This is a genomic window from Castellaniella sp. UC4447_H14, assembly GCF_052978285.1.
This window is the reverse complement of sequence record NZ_CM129666.1, coordinates 1,235,271-1,251,023: the sequence shown is the minus strand read 5'-3', so window position 1 is coordinate 1,251,023 and position 15,753 is coordinate 1,235,271. Positions and strand designations below refer to the sequence as shown.

The window sequence follows — 15,753 nt, the reverse complement described above, 5'->3', positions numbered from 1 at the left end:
CAATCGGATTACTTATACTTCAATAGCTACGGGAAAATATGGGACTGATCGCAATGGCGACGCTAATGGTCGCTGCAACCGCCGTGACACCAACGTTGGAGGGAGCCTGCCACCACTACGCGTCATACATCGTCGCGTATGCCGGATCAGTTCGCTCGACTGGTGAATCACGTAGGGAATTTGTCGCGCCATTCGAAAGGTATGTCGCTCAGCAAAAAGACGACGGGGAACTCACCGCCCAGGAAGCCGTTGACGTGCTGAACGCCAATGATCTGATGACGCATATCATCTACGACGTGTATGCAAACACGTCGGTTGAAGCGATCGAACTCAGGTTTGAAAGCGACTGCCTGAAAAACAAGTGGGATCTACGCCCATTGTCTTATTGACCAACCACGTAAATAATAAAGAAATTCAGCGAGAACTTGATATTATTCCCGTCGCTGATCGGGTAGGGGATGGGTTCAGTCAGGGCGCGACAGCTTTTGATGAGGATTCCATCTGGCACGCGACGCTCGCCCCTGGTTGTGAGCGCGTCAATGATTTGGTCCGCCAAGGCACGCGCTTCGGTGTATTTGCTGCGGTTATCGCGCACCGCGATCTGAAATCGCGCTCTTCGCATCCCGGTGATCTCCGGGTCGATTTCAGCCCCCGCGTAACCTTCCATGATCAAGGCGCCACTGACGACCTCCGCTGGCATGGCATTAATGAGAATGTGACCGGCAAGCGCTGGGATCACCGCGACCAGTAGGTCGTTGATGGAATCTTCACGGTTTTTCATAGTTTCCCACTCGCAACCGCCCGTTGAACCATGGCGAAGACCCGAGCGGCGATAAAGGGCTCACGCTCCTTGTAGGCGCGTTCCATGAATTTGCCGCCCACCTTGAAGCCCGCTCTGCGTTTTGCCTCCGACCGCGGCCCGAGGTGAAACGCACCAGTCCCGTAGGGAGCCAGGCCCTCGTGCATCTGCCACATGTAGCTAGCCACGGTCCTGCCCGCCCGGTTGCCATCGGGGTGATCGCCATTGACATAGACGTAGAGCTGCGCGCGACGGTTGATGCCACCGCGATTTTCCTCAACCGTAATGGCGCCCGCAAGATCGCCCTTATCGACGGGGCATACTCACGCGCGAGCTGAGCGATGTTCTCGGACTCGTCACGGATGACATCCACCGCGTGCTTGACCACCTTGTGGCCCACCTGTCGCAACATCATGCCAAGCCCCACCGGGTCCCCGATGATGCGCGAGTTCGCCCCGCCAATCCTGCGTGAGCGCTTAAGCACTTTCGATGCTCCCCTTGATCTCGTTGTGGTCGTAGTCGCCGAAAGCGCCAAGTCGTGGGCGCACCGCGGTAACCTTGATCTGAAAACCCATCACGACAAGTCGATCGCCCACCCGAATGTCGTCATCAAAAGCGACAAGGAGCCATGCATCTGACAAGACCTCCTGCGCATGGCCGCGCGTGGCGGAGCTATCGGCGCGAACCGTCGTGTCAGCGGCACTCTTGCGCAACTTGAGCACCGCGCAGTGTGACCATCTTCGCTGCGCGTATAACGGGTGGCCGTGCGGTTGGTAGCCGGTGACTCGTCGCGACAAAAGCTTCACGGGCAGCGGTAGGACGGTGCGTATCGAATGCATCCTCAGCCTCTGTAAAGACGGAGGAGGGTGGATGCAAGGCAGGGTTTTAATTCACGCGCTGCCGCTGGCGAGATCTCTTCGGTTGCCATCGTGCGCTCATGGGTAGCGCCGCGCATTCGAGCCCAGCGTGCCTTGACTAACGGTCGACGAATTCATCAGAGGATTGGACTCGGTCTCGATGGAGCGACGCAGGCGGTTCTGTTCGCCTTGGAGACTGGGGCACCTTGGGGACAGTCGCAGCGCTTACCCATGCTGACTTAGCTAAGCTTCACTTGGGAGGGCTTGCGATATGGCTGGCGAACGTTACGCCTAGGAACATTGCGATTCCGAACGTGTTCTAGGAGGCGTCACCCGCGACGGGCAAGGCGGTGCCACTTGTAGAGCTAGAGCGCTCCGCGGCTGAGGCCGGGCGGGGCGTAGACTTCGATGGCCTGCGAAGGCTCTACCACAATCTGCTACCCGTCGACTTAGACAGCGACTGCGCAACTTCCATGGAATTTGTGGGGGACGTAAAAACGAATTTAGGGACGGAAATGGCCCCAAACCTCTGGAAAACCGCCTGAAATAAGGCCTGTTGGTGCCCAGGAGAGGACTCGAACCTCCACACCTTGCGGCACATGGACCTGAACCATGCGCGTCTACCAATTCCGCCACCTGGGCACAGCATAACGTGTATGCTATTGCTTCTGTCCGGAGCCGCGAATCCGGTGCCGCGCCAAACAGAAGCAAAACTATACAACACAAATTTTTTGGATGCAAACACCCTTTGAAAAAGCGAACCAACAACGACAATAACCGAGACGCTTCTCCCATACCGGCAGACCTGCCGCCCGACTTCGACCCCAGGGTCCCCAGCCGCGAGCAGGTTCTGCAGATTCTGCGGACCTCCGGCAAGCCGCTGTCTCTGGAGGCGCTCGCGGATGCCGTCGACGCGACGGTTCCGCCCTCGACCGGCTTCATCCGGCGCATCAAGGCCATGGAGCGAGATGGTCAACTCCGCTTCAATCCGCAGGGAAGGTTGCAGATTTGCAACAATACGACGTTCATCACCGGAACCGTTCAGGGACACCGCGACGGTTTCGGTTTTCTGATTCCTGACGACGGCAGCCCCGACCTGTTCCTGTCGCCGCACGAGATGGACAAGGTCCTGCATGGCGACCGGGTCCGCGTCAAGGCGGCCGGCGAGTATCGGGGCCGGCCCGAGGGAGCCATCGTCGAGGTCCTGGAGCGGCGCACGCTCAAGCTGGTCGGGCGGTTCCTGAAGGAACACGGGACCTTTGTGGTCGCTCCCGAGGACCAGCGCATCAAGCACGACATCCTGATCAGCGCTCAGGACACGGCGGGCGCAGAGCCGGGCCAGGTGGTGACCGTCCAGATCCTGCGCCAGCCAGCCAGCCACATGCAGCCCCTGGGCCGGGTGACCGAGGTGCTGGGCGAGATTGACGACCCCGGCATGGAAATCGAAATCGCCGTGCGCAAGTTCGACGTGCCCGTCGATTTCTCGGATGCGACGCAACGCCAGATCAAGGGGATCCCGGACCATGTGGCTTCCGGCGAAACGGCGGGCCGCGTCGATTTGCGCGATATCCCCTTCATCACGATCGACGGGGCAGACGCCCGCGACTTCGACGACGCGGTGTTCTGCACGGCGACCGACCTGGGCACCGCCAAACGGGCGCGCCCGGGCTGGCGGCTGTTGGTTGCCATCGCGGACGTCAGCCACTACGTGCGGCCACAGTCGGCGCTGGACGACGACGCCCTGGAACGCGGCACCAGCGTGTATTTTCCGCGCCGCGTGATTCCCATGCTGCCCGAGGCCTTGTCCAACGGGATCTGTTCGCTGAACCCGGACGTGGACCGGCTGGTGATGGTCTGCGACATGGTGATCCCCGCAGGCGGAGCGAAGGCGGGTACCGTCATGGCCTATCAGTTCTACGAGGCCGTCATCCATTCGCATGCCCGCACGACCTATGACGATATCTGGGCCGCGCTGCAGCAGCCATCGGGCCCCGCGGCGCAGAGCCTCGGCGACCTGTATCCGCACGTGCAGACGGCCCATGAGCTTTTTCAGGCCTTGTCGGCAGCCCGCCGCAAGCGCGGCGCCATCGACTTTGATACGGTGGAGACACGCATCGTCTGCAATCCGTTGGGGAAGATCGAGCGCATCGAGCCTACGACGCGCAACGACGCTCACAAACTGATCGAGGAATGCATGCTGGCCGCCAATACCTGCGCGGCGGACTTCATCGTGCGCAACAAGCGCCAGGCGTTGTTCCGGGTGCATGACGGCCCGACGCCGGTAAAACTGCAGGCCCTGCGCGATTACCTTCGCCATCTCGGGCTGACGCTGGAGGGCGGCGATGACCCCAGCACCAGCGACTACGCCAAGCTCATCGACGCGAGCCGCGCCCGGCCCGACTTCGCCGCCATCCAGACGCTGTGCCTGCGTTCGATGCAGCAGGCCATCTACAGTCCCGAACAAAGCGGCCACTTCGGCCTGGCCTATGAGCACTACGCGCACTTCACCTCGCCCATTCGGCGCTATCCGGACCTGTTGGTCCACCGGGTCATCCGGGCCATTCTGCACAAGCAGCCGTACCAGCCGCCGGCGCTGCCCGGGCTGCCGGCCGACCCGTCGCTGCCGGCGCGTGTGCGTGAGCATGACGCCTGGGAGGCGCTGGGCGCCTGGCTCTCGGCGCGCGAGCGGCGTGCGGACGAGGCCTCGCGCGATGTGGAGGCCTGGCTCAAATGCTGGTTCGTGCGCGAGCATGTGGGCGAAGTCTTCAGCGGCCACATCAGCAGCGTGACCAGCTTCGGCGTGTTCGTCACGCTGGATACGCTGTACGTAGAGGGGTTGGTGCACATCTCGGAACTGGGGGATGACTACTATCAGTACAACGAATCGCTGAACGAGTTGCGGGGCGAGCGCACCGGCATTCGCCATCAGTTGGGCGATGCACTGCAGGTCCAGGTATCCCGCGTGGATCTCGAGGGCCGCCGCATCGACTTTCGGCCCGTGCGCAAAGAGGACTACAAATCGCTGCAGGCTGAAATCGAAGGGGGCGCGCACCCGGCGCCACGCGGCTACAAGAAGGCGGCCGGGACCAAGCCAGCCGCACTGAAAGGCACGACGGCACGCCAGCGCCGGGCCGAGGCCAAGCGTGCCGCCCGCCAGACGCCAGCGCACAAACGGCACTCGTAGATCGGGAGCCCGTCGGGTCCATCCGCCAGCGGACGCCGCGCACTACAATCATGGCTTGCACCTAGGACTCCCATGTCATCCCAACAGATCCTGGCCGGCTTCCATGCCGTACAGGCGCGCCTGCGCCACGCTCCCGATTCGATTCGCGATGTCTACCTGGATACCAGCCGGCAGGACGCCCGCATGCAGCGGTGCATTCAGCAGCTCGACGCGGCGGGCGTGCATTGGCACGCGGCGGACGCACAGCGGCTGGATGGATTCGCGCACGGTGTCCGCCATCAGGGTATCGTCGCGCTGGCCCGGCCCAGGCCGCTGGCGGTGACTGTGGACGAGGTGCTGGATCCGCTGGCGGAGCGCAACGAACCCGCGCTGCTGCTGGTGCTCGATGGGGTGACCGATCCCCACAATCTGGGAGCCTGCCTGCGCACTGCGGACGCCGCTGGCGTCCATGCGGTGATCGCCCCCAAGGATCGGGCGGTCGGCCTGAATGCCACGGTCCAGCGCGTGGCGTGCGGGGCGGCTGACACGGTGCCCTACCTGACCGTGACCAACCTGGCGCGCACGCTGCGGGCGATGCGCGAACGCGACATCTGGCTGGTGGGTACGGACGACACGGCGGATCGCAGTCTGCATCAGGTCGACGCGGGCCGCGCCATGGCGTGGGTGATGGGCGCCGAAGGCGAAGGCATGCGCCGCCTGACGCGCGAAACCTGCGACGAACTGGTGGCCATTCCCATGCACGGCTCGGTCGAAAGCCTGAACGTGAGCGTCGCCAGCGCCATTTGCCTGTACGAAAGCGTGCGCCAGCGCACGGCGATGTAGGCGAACCCTCCTGGCGAAGGCCGTGCCGGTCTTTCGTCCGGCCGGCCGCCGCTGTCGGCGAATCGCGGGATAATGTCCGGACCCGCCGCCGTGGCCCATCGACAGCACGTGCGGCATCGTCCTCCAACCCTTCACGATCTCGACCATCATGTCCGATTTCGGTTTCACCACACAGATCGTCCACCAGGACCATCTGGCGCACCGCGAATACGGTGCCATCTTCCAGCCCATCCATCCGTCCACCGAATTCGCCTATGCGACGGCCGAGGACCTCGCCGCTGTCTTCCAGGGCCGCCAGGCAGGCTTCACTTATGGCCGCACCGGTACCCCGACGACGGCCTCGCTGGAAGCCAAGATCACCGCCATGGAACAGGGCATCGGCACGGTGTGTTTCGCCACTGGCATGGCGGCCCTGAACGCAATCTTCTTTGCACTGCTGCGCCAGGGCGATCACTTGGTCGCCAGCAAGTATGTGTTCGGCAACACCAACAGCTTGCTGCTGACCCTGGGAAGCCTGGGCGTGGAAGTCACGCTGGTCGACGCCACGGACGTGGCGCAGGTCGAGGCGGCGCTCAAGCCCAACACCCGGATGGTCTTCGTCGAGACCATTGCCAACCCCGGCACTCAGGTCGCCGATCTCATGGCCATCGGCGAACTATGCCAGGCCCGCAAGCTGGTCTACGTGGTGGACAGCACGCTGTCGTCACCCTACCTGCGCAGGGGGCGGGACTTTGGCGCCTCGCTGGTGATCAACTCGCTATCCAAGCACATCAGCGGCCACGGCAACGCGCTGGGCGGAGCGGTGACCCAGACCGGCCTGTACGATTGGGCCGGTTTCCCGCATATCTACGAGCAATACCGCAAGGGCGAATCCAATACCTGGGGCCTGCTGCAGATCAAGAAAAAAGGCCTGCGCGATATGGGGGGCACACTGTCTTCCGACGTGGCGCACCGCATCGCGGCGGGTGCTGAAACCATGGCCTTGCGGATGGACCGCATCTGCGCCAATGCGCAGGCGCTGGCCACGGCGCTGCAGGCTCACCCGCGCGTGAGCCGCGTTCATTATCCGGGTCTGACGAGCCATCCCCAGCATGAGCGGGCGACGCAGTTTTTTGGCGGGCTTTACGGCGGACTGATGGGCGTCGAGCTCAAGCCCGAGGTGGACGTCTTCGACTGCCTGAATCATCTGAAGGTCGCGGCGCTGGCCACCCACCTGGGCGACAACCGCACGCTGGTGTTGCCCGCGGCACACACCATCTACTACGAGATGGGGCCGGAGCGCCGAGCGCTCATGGGGATCCCGGACGGCTTCCTGCGTATCTCGGTGGGAATCGAAGACGAACCCGATCTGATCGGCGATTTTATCCAGGCACTGGACGCAGCTCGTCCTTGAATCGCGACCCCCGGGAATACCCGCACACTGCGCAGGCTTTTGCCGGGAGTCAGCAAACACGCGGGTTTCCAGCGGTTTTTCCTTGACAGGTCCATCGTTCAAAGGCTTAATACGCCTTAGCCACCCACTTCGTTGGAGCAATGGACGTTCTTCAGCCACAGGGCTGCTTGCGCCATGTCGGGGCTTGGTCGTGGCAGATCGTCAATCATCAGATGTCCGGCGTTCCACCTCGCCGGACCACAATAAACCTCAGGGGTATTTCATCAATGAATAAGACCGAGCTGATCGAGCACATTTCCTCCAAGACCGATCTCTCCAAGGCGGACGTAGGGCGCGCCTTGGAAGCCTTCGTGGGCGCCGTAAAGACCACCCTGAAAAAGAAGGGTTCCGTGACCCTGGTCGGCTTCGGCACGTTTGCCGTCTCCGAGCGCGCCGCCCGTACCGGCCGTAATCCGCGCACCGGCGACGCCATCAAGATCAAGAAAGCCCGCGTGCCGAAGTTCCGTCCGGGCAAGGCCCTGAAGGACGCCGTGAACTGATCGGCCCCTGTCGCACCCCCAAAAGGCCACCACCGGTGGCCTTTTTGCTGGGCGCGGGATTTGCCGCCCCATCGGCCTGCCGATATAATCTGCCCCGCGCGTTGTTGCGTGCGGCGGGGTGCTTAGCTCAGTTGGTAGAGCGGCGCCTTTACACGGCGTAGGTCAGCGGTTCGAGCCCGTTAGCACCCACCACGCACTGCAACGCCCGACGGGCCATGGTCTTCCTCCATCCCGCGCTGGTTCCTCGGTCACCCCGGACGATCCCGGTGTCGCCGCATCGTAAAGCAGTCTGACAGACCACCGATTGTCAGCTTGCGGTGACTTGTGTTGTCAGAATATTACAACGACGTCGCCGTTTTCACTCATCCGGCTTTGCACTAGAATCTCGCACAAGCTGCGTTTGAGTGGCAAGGCGTCGAGGGACAATGTCGAGAATGGGCTCATTCCAGCGTATCTCAGCAAAAACCAGAAGAGGTTTCAATATGCACGGCATACGCAATGTACTGCTCGCGGCGATCGTCGCGACCGGCAGTCTGTCAGCGGCCCAGGCGGCCGACATCAAGATCGGTATGGCGGAGGCTCTGTCGGGCCCCGCTGCCCAATATGGTCATTCGATCCAGAACGGCTTCCAGTTGGCCGCGTCGGAGATCAACGCCGCGGGCGGCATCAACGGCAACAAGATCCAGTTCGTGGTTGAAGACGAGCAGGGCAAGAAAGACGACGCCATCAATGTCTTCAAAAAGCTGATCTTCCAGGACAAAGTCCTGATGATCTTCGGACCCACCTTGTCGAATTCGGCACAGGCTGCGGACCCGATTGCCCAAGGGGCCAAGACGGTGGCCTTCGGAACGTCGAACACGGCGGACGGAATCACCTCCATCGGCAACTATATCTTCCGCAATTCAGTGACCGAGGCGGACGTGCTGCCGGTGACATTGTCCGTCGCCCAGCGCAAGCTCGGCATCAAGAAAGTCGCCGTACTGTACGGGAATGACGACGTCTTCACGGTCAGCGGGTACGACAACTTCAAGAAGGCGCTGTCCGACCTGAAGATTCCCGTCACCACGACCGAGACGTTCGCCAAGGGCGACGTGGATTTCAAGGCGCAACTGACAAAGATCCAGAGCACGCATCCGGATGCCATCGTGCTGTCGGCGCTGATGGCCGAAGGCGGCCCGATCATGGTGCAGGCGCGCCAACTCGGAATCAAGCTGCCGTTCATCGGCGGCAACGGCATGAATTCCGTCAAGATCTTCACGCTGGCACCGGGCGACGCGTCCAACGACCTGTGGGTGGGCAGCCCGTGGTCGATCGACAACGACACGCCGGAGAACACCAAGTTCGTAGCCGCCTACAAGGCCAAATACGGTGCGGCCCCCGATCAGTTCGCGGCGCAATCCTATGACGCGACCTATGTTGCGGCACAGGCCCTGAAGCAGGTGAAGCTTTCCGGCAATCTGGCGAAGGATCGCGCGGCGCTGCGCGATGCGCTGCCGGCCGTCAAGTGGACAGGGGCCACGGGTGCGTTCGAGTTCGTCCAGGCCAAGACCAAGGCAGGGCAGCCGGCCGGATACGACGCCAAGCAGACCGCCATCATCAGCGTGACGCGCAACGGCAAGTACACCATCGAGAAATAGGCGCGATCCTGTGCCCGCGTGGGCAGTGTCCTGTCTGGTTCTTCCGTTCAGGCGCCGAACGAATGTAGGCATCCGAATCAACCAAACAGCACACGAGTCCCATGCTGGCACAACAACTTGTCAATGCCCTGTCGCTGGGGTGCGTCTATGCCCTGTTTGCGCTGGGCTTCACGCTGATCTTTGGCGTCCTGGACGTCATCAACCTCTCGCACGGCGCGATTTTCATGGTGGGCGCCTATGTGGCGCTGTACGTCATCGCCGGGTTGGGGGTGCCGCTTTGGGCGGCGCTGCTGATCGCCTTTGCGGTGGCGGGACTTGGCGCTGCCGTGATCGACCGGCTGGTCCTGAAGCCGCTGCGCCGGCGGGGGGCCCCGCAACTGATTGCCATGATTGCCACGATCGGCATCAGCATCATCCTCACCAATGGCGCCCAAGGCATTTTTGGGCCCAACAATCAGCGCTTTCCCCATGGCACCGTCTCCACCGATACCCTGCAACTGGCGGGCCTGCGCGTGACGGTCGTGGAGCTGGGCATCATTTTCCTGTCGGTGGCGCTGATGGTGCTGCTCATGGTCCTGATGCGCCGCACCCGTTTCGGGCGCGCGCTGCGGGCGGTGGCGGAATCGCCCAAGGCGGCCTGGCTTCTCGGGATCGATGTGGAGCGGCTGTTTCTGACCACGTCTTTCGCGGCGGGCGGGTTGGGCGGCATCGCTGGCGTGCTGATCGGCCTGTACTCGGATGCACTGTATCCGCTCATGGGCGAACCCATGCTGCAAAAGGGCATCGCAGTGGTGATTCTGGGTGGGTTGGGCAGTATTCCGGGGGCGATGCTCGGCGGGCTGTTCCTGGGGTTTTCGGAGGTTCTGTCGGTCGCATACGTGGGCTCCACGATGCGCGATGCCGTGGCTTTCGGATTGCTGTTTCTGGTGCTGTTGCTGCGCCCTCAGGGGTTGTTTGGCAAGGCCGTCCAACGCAAGGCATGACACGGACATGGATGCATTCGAGACCTTCTGGGCCATCTACAGCAACGTGGTGCTGTCACTGGGCACCAACGCCCTGTTGGCACTGTCGATCTGGCTCACCCTGGACTGCGGCATGCTGTCCATTGCCAACGCCGCCTTCATGGGCATTGGCGCCTATTCCGCAGCGCTGCTCACGGTGAATTTCGCGCCGCCCTTCATCGTCTCGCTGCTCGCGGGGATGATCGTGCCGGCGCTGGCAGCCGCCATCATCGGCTTGCCGACCCTGCGGCTGTCGGGGGTTTATCTTGCCATGGCCACGCTGGCTTTTGGCGAGGTGGTGCGCGTGTTCGTGCTGAACACCCCATCGCTCACGGGCGGCGCGTTGGGGCTGAACGGCATCCCGCCGCTCACGCAATGGTGGCACGTGCTGCTGGCCGTGGTGCTGGTGTTGTTCGTGCTGTGGCGGCTGAGGGTTTCCCGGATCGGCCGCGCTTTCGACGCGATCCGGGGGGACGAGACGGCGGCCAGCCTGATGGGCGTGAACCTCGTGGCCAACAAGATGCTGGCGTTCGTGCTCGGGGCGGCCGTGGCCGGACTCGCCGGTGCGCTGGACGCGCACCTGACGTTCTATATCGGCCCCAACGAATACGGATTCGAGCGGGCGGTGGAAATCCTGACCATGACGATCCTGGGCGGGATCAACGGCCTCCTGGGCCCCGTGCTGGGCAGCACGATCATCACGTTGTTGCCGGAACTCCTGCGCGGCCTGGATCATTTCCGCCTGGTGGCCAATGGGTTGATCCTGGTGCTCATCGTGCTGTTCCTGCCGCAAGGCATCTGGGACCCTGCGCGGTATGCGCAGTGGCTGGGCAAACGGGGGCGCCGCCGTGCTTGAACTGTCCAATGTCTCGGTGCATTTCGGCGGACTGCAAGTGCTGCAGGACGTCAATTTCCAGGTGTCGCCCGGTTCGATTTTCGGGCTGATCGGGCCCAATGGCGCCGGCAAGACCACGATCTTCAATCTGATCACGGGTTTGCTCACTCCCGCGGCGGGGACCATCCAGTTCGATGACCGGGCGCTGGTGGGGATGAAGCCGCATCGCATCATGCGCCTGGGCCTGGCCCGCACTTTCCAGAACATCCGGCTGTTCAAGGAGATGACACTGCTCCAGAACGTCGTGGTGGGGGCTTACCGCCACATGGATTATGGCGTGGCCTCGCTGCTGCTCGGATTGCAGGGCTTTCGCCGCCAGGAATCCGCGGCGCGGGAGCGGGCGCTGGAACTGCTCACGTGGATGAAGCTCGATCACAAGGCGCACGAACTGGCCAACAATCTGTCCTATGGCGAGCAGCGCCGCCTGGAACTGGCGCGCGCGCTGGCGTCGGAACCCCGGCTGCTCCTGTTGGACGAGCCCGTGGCCGGTATGAATACCGGTGAACGCGCGGAACTCATGAAGGACATTCAGGCGATCCGGGCGCGCGGCTACACGATTCTGATGATCGAACACGACATGCACTTCGTCATGGGGTTGTGCGACCAGGTGGCGGTGCTGAACTTCGGCCGCATCATTGCCTGCGGGGAGCCGCAGGCCATCCGCAACAATCCGGATGTCATCGAAGCCTATCTGGGGCGCGACGAGGAGGCGGCATGAGCGCGGTGCTCGAGGTACGCGGCCTGGGGGTACGTTACGGGCACGTGGAAGCGGTGCGGGGCATCGATTTTGCGCTCGAACAGGGCGGCATCACGGCCCTGGTCGGCGCCAATGGAGCCGGCAAGTCGTCCACGCTGCTGGCCCTGTCCGGTCTGGTGGCGAAAGCTTCCGGAGCCGTGCTCTTCGAGGGTGAGGACATCACCCGCCTGCCGCCCCATCAGGTCGTGGCCCGCGGCATCATCCAGGTGCCGGAAGGCCGTTGCATCCTGACCCGCATGACAGTCCGGGAAAATCTGGAGCTCGGCGCCTATCGCCGGCGCAGCGGCGGCTCGCCTCAGGACTTCGATTACGTGTTTTCGCTGTTCCCGCGTTTGAAGGAACGGCTGGAAGGCATGGCGGGGAACCTGTCGGGCGGAGAGCAGCAGATGCTGGCCATCGCGCGCGCGCTCATGGCCAAGCCCCGGTTGTTACTGCTGGACGAACCCTCCATGGGGCTTGCCCCGCTGCTGGTCCAGGAGATCTTCCGTGCCCTGCGGGCCATCAACGCCGATGGCCTGACGCTGTTCCTGGTCGAGCAGAATGTGCGCCAGGCGCTGCGGCTCGCCCAGCAGGGCTATGTCCTGGAAAACGGCAGCCTGGCGTTGTGCGGAACCGGCTCCGAGCTGCTCAATCACCCGCGCGTCCTGCAGGCTTATCTTGGCGTCTGAGCCGGACCGCTGCCCGCGCGACCGTCACCGCGCGGGGTCGCGGGCCCGCATCGGGCCCGGGCGCCGAAGATCCATCCGGGTCAGGCCCTGACTTCCTGGCGCTGGAATGCGACATAGCCGGCCGTGAACAGCAGCACCACGGCGGCAATGAGTCCCGTGAACTGCGGCCAGATGATGGCCAGGCTCTGCGAGAGCGGCAGCGGGCTGCCCAGCAGTGCCCCCTGGATCTGCGACAGGAACACGGGGCCCAGCGTCCGTGTGGACGGGCTCAGCAAAGTGATGGCCGTGTCATTGAACAGGGTGGTGGGGGAAACATGCAGCAGCGCCTGCTGCCAGGCGGTGGTGTGCATGTCCACCCCGCCCGCCAGCAGGGTGGCGAGATCGGGCGGGGCGATGGCCTGGGCGATGGCGGGTGCCAGCATGGGCCAGAGCAGGGCGCAGAACAGCCAGAGACCCAGCGCGACCAGCGCCGATGTCGAGGCTGACCGGAAGGCCACCGAGCACAGCAGCGCCACCGCCAGCCACACGCCGGCGTAGGCCAGCGCGGCCAGCAGGAACATGAGCGAGCGCAACACTTCTTCGACGCTGGGCGGCACTCCGAGCAAGATGAGACCCGCGCCCATCACCAGCAACCACAAGCACGTCAGGCAGATGGCCAGTGCGGCGAGACCGGCCAGGAATTTTCCCAGCAGCAGCGCGTCGCGGTACAGCGGTTGCGACAGCAGCCGGCTCATGGTGCGCCGGCTGTATTCGCCGTTGATGGCATCGAATCCGAGGCCGATGGCGACCAGCGGGATCAGAAAGCCCAGCAGCGCGGCAAAGGAGGGCAGCGGCGCCCGCGTGTCGGTGAACAGGCGCAGGAATACGAACGGGTCGGAAGCGGTGGTCTGGCGGATGCCCTGGATGGCGCCATAGAGCGCGGCGGCCGCTGTCAGCACGACGAGCCATTCCAGCATGCGCATCCGCGCGCTGCCCATGTGGTCCGCCAGTTCCTTGGACAGGACCGCTCCCGTGCCGTTCCAGGGTGAACCGATGCGGTGGTCATTCATGATGCGGGATCCTCGGCAAAGGTGTGGTGATAGATGCGGTCCAGGCTCGGCGTGCTGACGGCCAGCCCGCGCAGCCGGGCGCCGGCCAGCACTGCGGCCTGGGCGGCCTGGGCGCGTACGTCCGCCTCGGCCTGCAGGATGTAGCCGCCGTCCGCGTCGACGCGGACCGATTTCACGCCGGGCACTGCGGCGAGCGCCTGATGCAGATCCGCGCCGTCGGCTTCCACGCGTATTTCGTGGCTGCATCCGCCCAGCACCTGCCGGGCCAGCTCGCGGACGGGACCCATGAGCGCGATGCGCCCGGCATTGAAGAGGGCCACCCGATCACAGATGCGCTGCATCTGGTCCAGCAAGTGAGAAGATAAAAGGATGGTGGTGCCGTCTTCGCGCAGGCTCTCGATCATGCGCAGGAAGGATTCCGTGGATTGCGGGTCCAGTCCCGATGTGGGCTCGTCGAGGATGGCGATGGGCGCGCGTTTGAGCAGGATCTCGGCCAGACCCAGGCGCCGGCGCATGCCGTGCGAGAACGTGCCCACGCGCTGGTCAATGCGGTCCTCCAGGGCGACGCGCCCCAGCGCTTGTTCGATGCGGCTGTCCCGTTCCGCAGCCGGGATCCCGAGCAGCCGTGCGGTGAAGCGCAGGTTGTCGCGCGCGCTCAGATAGTCGTAGAAACCCACGGAGTCGGGCATGTACCCGATCTGGCGCTTCACGGCCAGCGGGTTGCGCCAGGGATCTTCGCTCAGGACCCGTACCTCGCCCCGGGTCGCTTCGGTCAGCCCCATCAGCATCAGGATGGTCGTGGTCTTGCCGGCCCCGTTGGGGCCCAGCAGGCCGAAGACCTCACCCGCCCGGACGTCGAAGTCCAGCGACTGGACGACGGTGCGCCGGCCGTAGTCCTTGCCCAGCCCCTGGGCAGTGATGGCCGCGCGGCTCATCGCCGTCCGTACCGGGCGACCGCGCCGATCAGCACGAGCAGCGCGATGGCGATCAGGATGGCGCCGGTGATGCCCCATAGCGAAGACGTCGTGACCGAGACCCGCAGATCGCCGTCAGCCGATTGTCCGCCCGAGCGGGCGTGCAGCTTCACCATGTAGTCTCCCGCCAGCGACTGGGCCGACGGCGTGATGTGGAGCTGCACTTCGGCGGTCTTGCCCGGTTCGAGATGCGCTTCTTGCGAGGGCTCGAAACTGATCTTCCAGCCCGAAGGCGCAGTGCTGTCCAGCTTGATGTCCTGGGCCACGGCGGTGCCGGTGTTCCGCAGCTCCAGTGGCATGGTGCTGGCGTGGTCGATCTGCGCCCGGGTGCTCATCAGTCCGTCCCGACCGGCGAGCGTGAGGGCCGGTTGTCCCGTGATGTCGAGCTTGAGCGTAGTCGCCGCCTTGACCCCGTCAGCCGCCACTTGCACCTGAATGTCATGTTCGCCCGAGGCTGCCGAGACGGGGGGTCGAACGTGCAATTTCACGGTCTTGGATTCGCCGGCCTTGATGGGGACAGCGCTGATTTGTTGCGTACCGTAGCCTTCGGTGAAGGTGGCGTCATAGTACTGTGGTGCCTGGGCCGCCAGGCTTGCGAGGACATCTTGCCCGCTTTCGTTTTTGACCGTGAGTTGATAGTCGAACGAGGTGGTGGCAGATCCCGTGAGTTGCGGCAGTTCCGGCCTGACGGAGAGTTGCGCCGGCAATTGGGTGGCCAGCCTTACGTCGATCGGCAGACTCAGGTGGCGTTGACCATTGTCGGCATGGACCGTGATCGTGTGCTGGCTTTTCGCGTCCTGTTTGGGGATGTCCAGGTGGAGCTGCAGGCTCAGCGAGTCGTTGCTGGAGGGCATGGCCGACTCCACGGGGCGCCCGCCGCCCAGCAGTGTGGCCTTCCAGTCCTTGGGAACGCCGGTCAGGGAAAGCGCCAGGCGTTCAGGCGGCGTGGCCTGGTTGCGAAGTTGCAGCGATACCGTGGAGGTCTGGCCGGCCTGCAGCGTAATGGACGGATAATCCGTGGAGAGATAGATGCCGGCGGGAGGCGTGTCGGCGGCCAGTGCGGCGGTCTGTAGGCACAGGGCACACAAAGCGGTGGCCCACAGGGCAGAGATTCTGGGCATGGTGTTGTTCGGCCTCTTGATCGGTGAAAGAAAAGGAGTGTCTCCTGCCTCACAGAC

At 63.8% G+C, this 15,753-nt stretch carries 15 protein-coding genes and 2 tRNA genes; 11 read left to right on the top strand and 6 right to left on the bottom strand.

The genetic code is table 11. From position 1 onward, the window contains the following. The first annotated feature begins 38 nt into the window (after nt 1-38). A complete protein-coding gene (locus ACVCMJ_RS06040) occupies nt 39-389 on the top strand; it encodes a hypothetical protein (RefSeq protein ID WP_447080533.1) in 351 nt (116 codons plus the stop codon). Here ACVCMJ_RS06040 and ACVCMJ_RS06035 read toward each other — a convergent pair. The 3 genes from ACVCMJ_RS06035 to ACVCMJ_RS06025 form a co-directional block, all read right to left on the bottom strand. Further along, entirely contained in the window at nt 383-781 is a 399-nt protein-coding gene (locus tag ACVCMJ_RS06035; RefSeq protein WP_447080532.1) for a minor capsid protein, read from the bottom strand. The two genes, ACVCMJ_RS06040 and ACVCMJ_RS06035, sit on opposite strands and share 7 nt — an antisense overlap. A gap of 494 nt (nt 782-1,275) precedes the next feature. Next, nucleotides 1,276-1,638 carry a hypothetical protein gene (locus ACVCMJ_RS06030; protein WP_447080531.1) on the bottom strand — a complete coding sequence of 121 codons (363 nt, stop codon included), beginning with the start codon at nt 1,636-1,638 and terminating at the stop codon, nt 1,276-1,278. 575 nt (nt 1,639-2,213) lie between these two features. Next, nucleotides 2,214-2,298 (bottom strand) — tRNA-Leu (locus ACVCMJ_RS06025). 106 nt (nt 2,299-2,404) lie between these two features. Between ACVCMJ_RS06025 and rnr the strand changes: the two genes are divergently transcribed. The 10 genes from rnr to ACVCMJ_RS05975 all read left to right on the top strand — a co-directional run bounded on the left by rnr (nt 2,405) and on the right by ACVCMJ_RS05975 (nt 12,552). Beyond that, on the top strand, nt 2,405-4,840 hold the full coding sequence (gene rnr, locus ACVCMJ_RS06020; RefSeq protein ID WP_447080530.1) for a ribonuclease R: 2,436 nt from the start codon (nt 2,405-2,407) through the stop codon (nt 4,838-4,840). A 72-nt stretch (nt 4,841-4,912) separates the two neighbouring features. Then, nucleotides 4,913-5,662, top strand: a complete 750-nt coding sequence (rlmB, locus tag ACVCMJ_RS06015; RefSeq protein ID WP_447080529.1) for a 23S rRNA (guanosine(2251)-2'-O)-methyltransferase RlmB — start codon at nt 4,913-4,915, stop codon at nt 5,660-5,662. A 148-nt stretch (nt 5,663-5,810) separates the two neighbouring features. After that, complete coding sequence (locus ACVCMJ_RS06010; RefSeq protein WP_447080528.1) at nt 5,811-7,055, top strand: cystathionine gamma-synthase family protein; 1,245 nt, start codon at nt 5,811-5,813, stop codon at nt 7,053-7,055. A 266-nt stretch (nt 7,056-7,321) separates the two neighbouring features. Continuing rightward, nucleotides 7,322-7,594: an HU family DNA-binding protein gene (locus ACVCMJ_RS06005; RefSeq protein ID WP_447080527.1), complete on the top strand. Its 273-nt coding sequence runs from the start codon at nt 7,322-7,324 to the stop codon at nt 7,592-7,594. Nucleotides 7,595-7,710: 116 nt separating this feature from the next. Next, nucleotides 7,711-7,786 (top strand) — tRNA-Val (locus ACVCMJ_RS06000). 290 nt (nt 7,787-8,076) lie between these two features. Then, complete coding sequence (locus ACVCMJ_RS05995) at nt 8,077-9,231, top strand: ABC transporter substrate-binding protein (RefSeq protein WP_447080526.1); 1,155 nt, start codon at nt 8,077-8,079, stop codon at nt 9,229-9,231. Between the two features lie 101 nt (nt 9,232-9,332). Beyond that, complete coding sequence (locus tag ACVCMJ_RS05990) at nt 9,333-10,214, top strand: branched-chain amino acid ABC transporter permease (protein WP_447080525.1); 882 nt, start codon at nt 9,333-9,335, stop codon at nt 10,212-10,214. A gap of 7 nt (nt 10,215-10,221) precedes the next feature. After that, entirely contained in the window at nt 10,222-11,088 is an 867-nt protein-coding gene (locus ACVCMJ_RS05985) for a branched-chain amino acid ABC transporter permease (RefSeq protein WP_447080524.1), read from the top strand. Continuing rightward, a complete protein-coding gene (locus ACVCMJ_RS05980; protein ID WP_447080523.1) occupies nt 11,081-11,845 on the top strand; it encodes an ABC transporter ATP-binding protein in 765 nt (254 codons plus the stop codon). Before ACVCMJ_RS05985 ends, ACVCMJ_RS05980 begins: the two co-directional genes overlap by 8 nt. Then, the gene (locus ACVCMJ_RS05975) at nt 11,842-12,552 is read left to right on the top strand and encodes an ABC transporter ATP-binding protein (protein WP_447080522.1); all 711 of its coding nucleotides are present in this window, start codon (nt 11,842-11,844) and stop codon (nt 12,550-12,552) included. Before ACVCMJ_RS05980 ends, ACVCMJ_RS05975 begins: the two co-directional genes overlap by 4 nt. 80 nt (nt 12,553-12,632) lie before the next feature. Here the strand turns inward: ACVCMJ_RS05975 and ACVCMJ_RS05970 are convergent, their stop codons facing one another. Genes ACVCMJ_RS05970 through ACVCMJ_RS05960 form a run of 3 tightly spaced genes read right to left on the bottom strand, consistent with a single transcriptional unit; the run spans nt 12,633 to nt 15,696 of the window. After that, entirely contained in the window at nt 12,633-13,601 is a 969-nt protein-coding gene (locus tag ACVCMJ_RS05970; RefSeq protein WP_447080521.1) for an ABC transporter permease, read from the bottom strand. Then, complete coding sequence (locus tag ACVCMJ_RS05965; RefSeq protein ID WP_447080520.1) at nt 13,598-14,536, bottom strand: ABC transporter ATP-binding protein; 939 nt, start codon at nt 14,534-14,536, stop codon at nt 13,598-13,600. The genes ACVCMJ_RS05970 and ACVCMJ_RS05965 overlap by 4 nt, the downstream gene beginning before the upstream one ends. Beyond that, nucleotides 14,533-15,696, bottom strand: coding sequence for a COG1470 family protein (locus tag ACVCMJ_RS05960; protein WP_447080519.1), 1,164 nt, complete (start codon nt 15,694-15,696; stop codon nt 14,533-14,535). The genes ACVCMJ_RS05965 and ACVCMJ_RS05960 overlap by 4 nt, the downstream gene beginning before the upstream one ends. Nucleotides 15,697-15,753 lie beyond the last annotated feature (57 nt).

Coding starts and splice junctions, on each gene's coding strand:
- ACVCMJ_RS05985 (WP_447080524.1), top strand. CDS start 10,222: ATGGATGCATTCGAGACCTTCTGGGCCATCTACAGCAACGTGGTGCTG.
- ACVCMJ_RS05975 (WP_447080522.1), top strand. CDS start 11,842: ATGAGCGCGGTGCTCGAGGTACGCGGCCTGGGGGTACGTTACGGGCAC.
- ACVCMJ_RS05970 (WP_447080521.1), bottom strand. CDS start 13,601: ATGAATGACCACCGCATCGGTTCACCCTGGAACGGCACGGGAGCGGTC.
- ACVCMJ_RS06040 (WP_447080533.1), top strand. CDS start 39: ATGGGACTGATCGCAATGGCGACGCTAATGGTCGCTGCAACCGCCGTG.
- ACVCMJ_RS06030 (WP_447080531.1), bottom strand. CDS start 1,638: ATGCATTCGATACGCACCGTCCTACCGCTGCCCGTGAAGCTTTTGTCG.
- ACVCMJ_RS06005 (WP_447080527.1), top strand. CDS start 7,322: ATGAATAAGACCGAGCTGATCGAGCACATTTCCTCCAAGACCGATCTC.
- rlmB (WP_447080529.1), top strand. CDS start 4,913: ATGTCATCCCAACAGATCCTGGCCGGCTTCCATGCCGTACAGGCGCGC.
- ACVCMJ_RS06035 (WP_447080532.1), bottom strand. CDS start 781: ATGAAAAACCGTGAAGATTCCATCAACGACCTACTGGTCGCGGTGATC.
- ACVCMJ_RS05965 (WP_447080520.1), bottom strand. CDS start 14,536: ATGAGCCGCGCGGCCATCACTGCCCAGGGGCTGGGCAAGGACTACGGC.
- ACVCMJ_RS06010 (WP_447080528.1), top strand. CDS start 5,811: ATGTCCGATTTCGGTTTCACCACACAGATCGTCCACCAGGACCATCTG.
- ACVCMJ_RS05960 (WP_447080519.1), bottom strand. CDS start 15,696: ATGCCCAGAATCTCTGCCCTGTGGGCCACCGCTTTGTGTGCCCTGTGC.
- ACVCMJ_RS05995 (WP_447080526.1), top strand. CDS start 8,077: ATGCACGGCATACGCAATGTACTGCTCGCGGCGATCGTCGCGACCGGC.
- ACVCMJ_RS05990 (WP_447080525.1), top strand. CDS start 9,333: ATGCTGGCACAACAACTTGTCAATGCCCTGTCGCTGGGGTGCGTCTAT.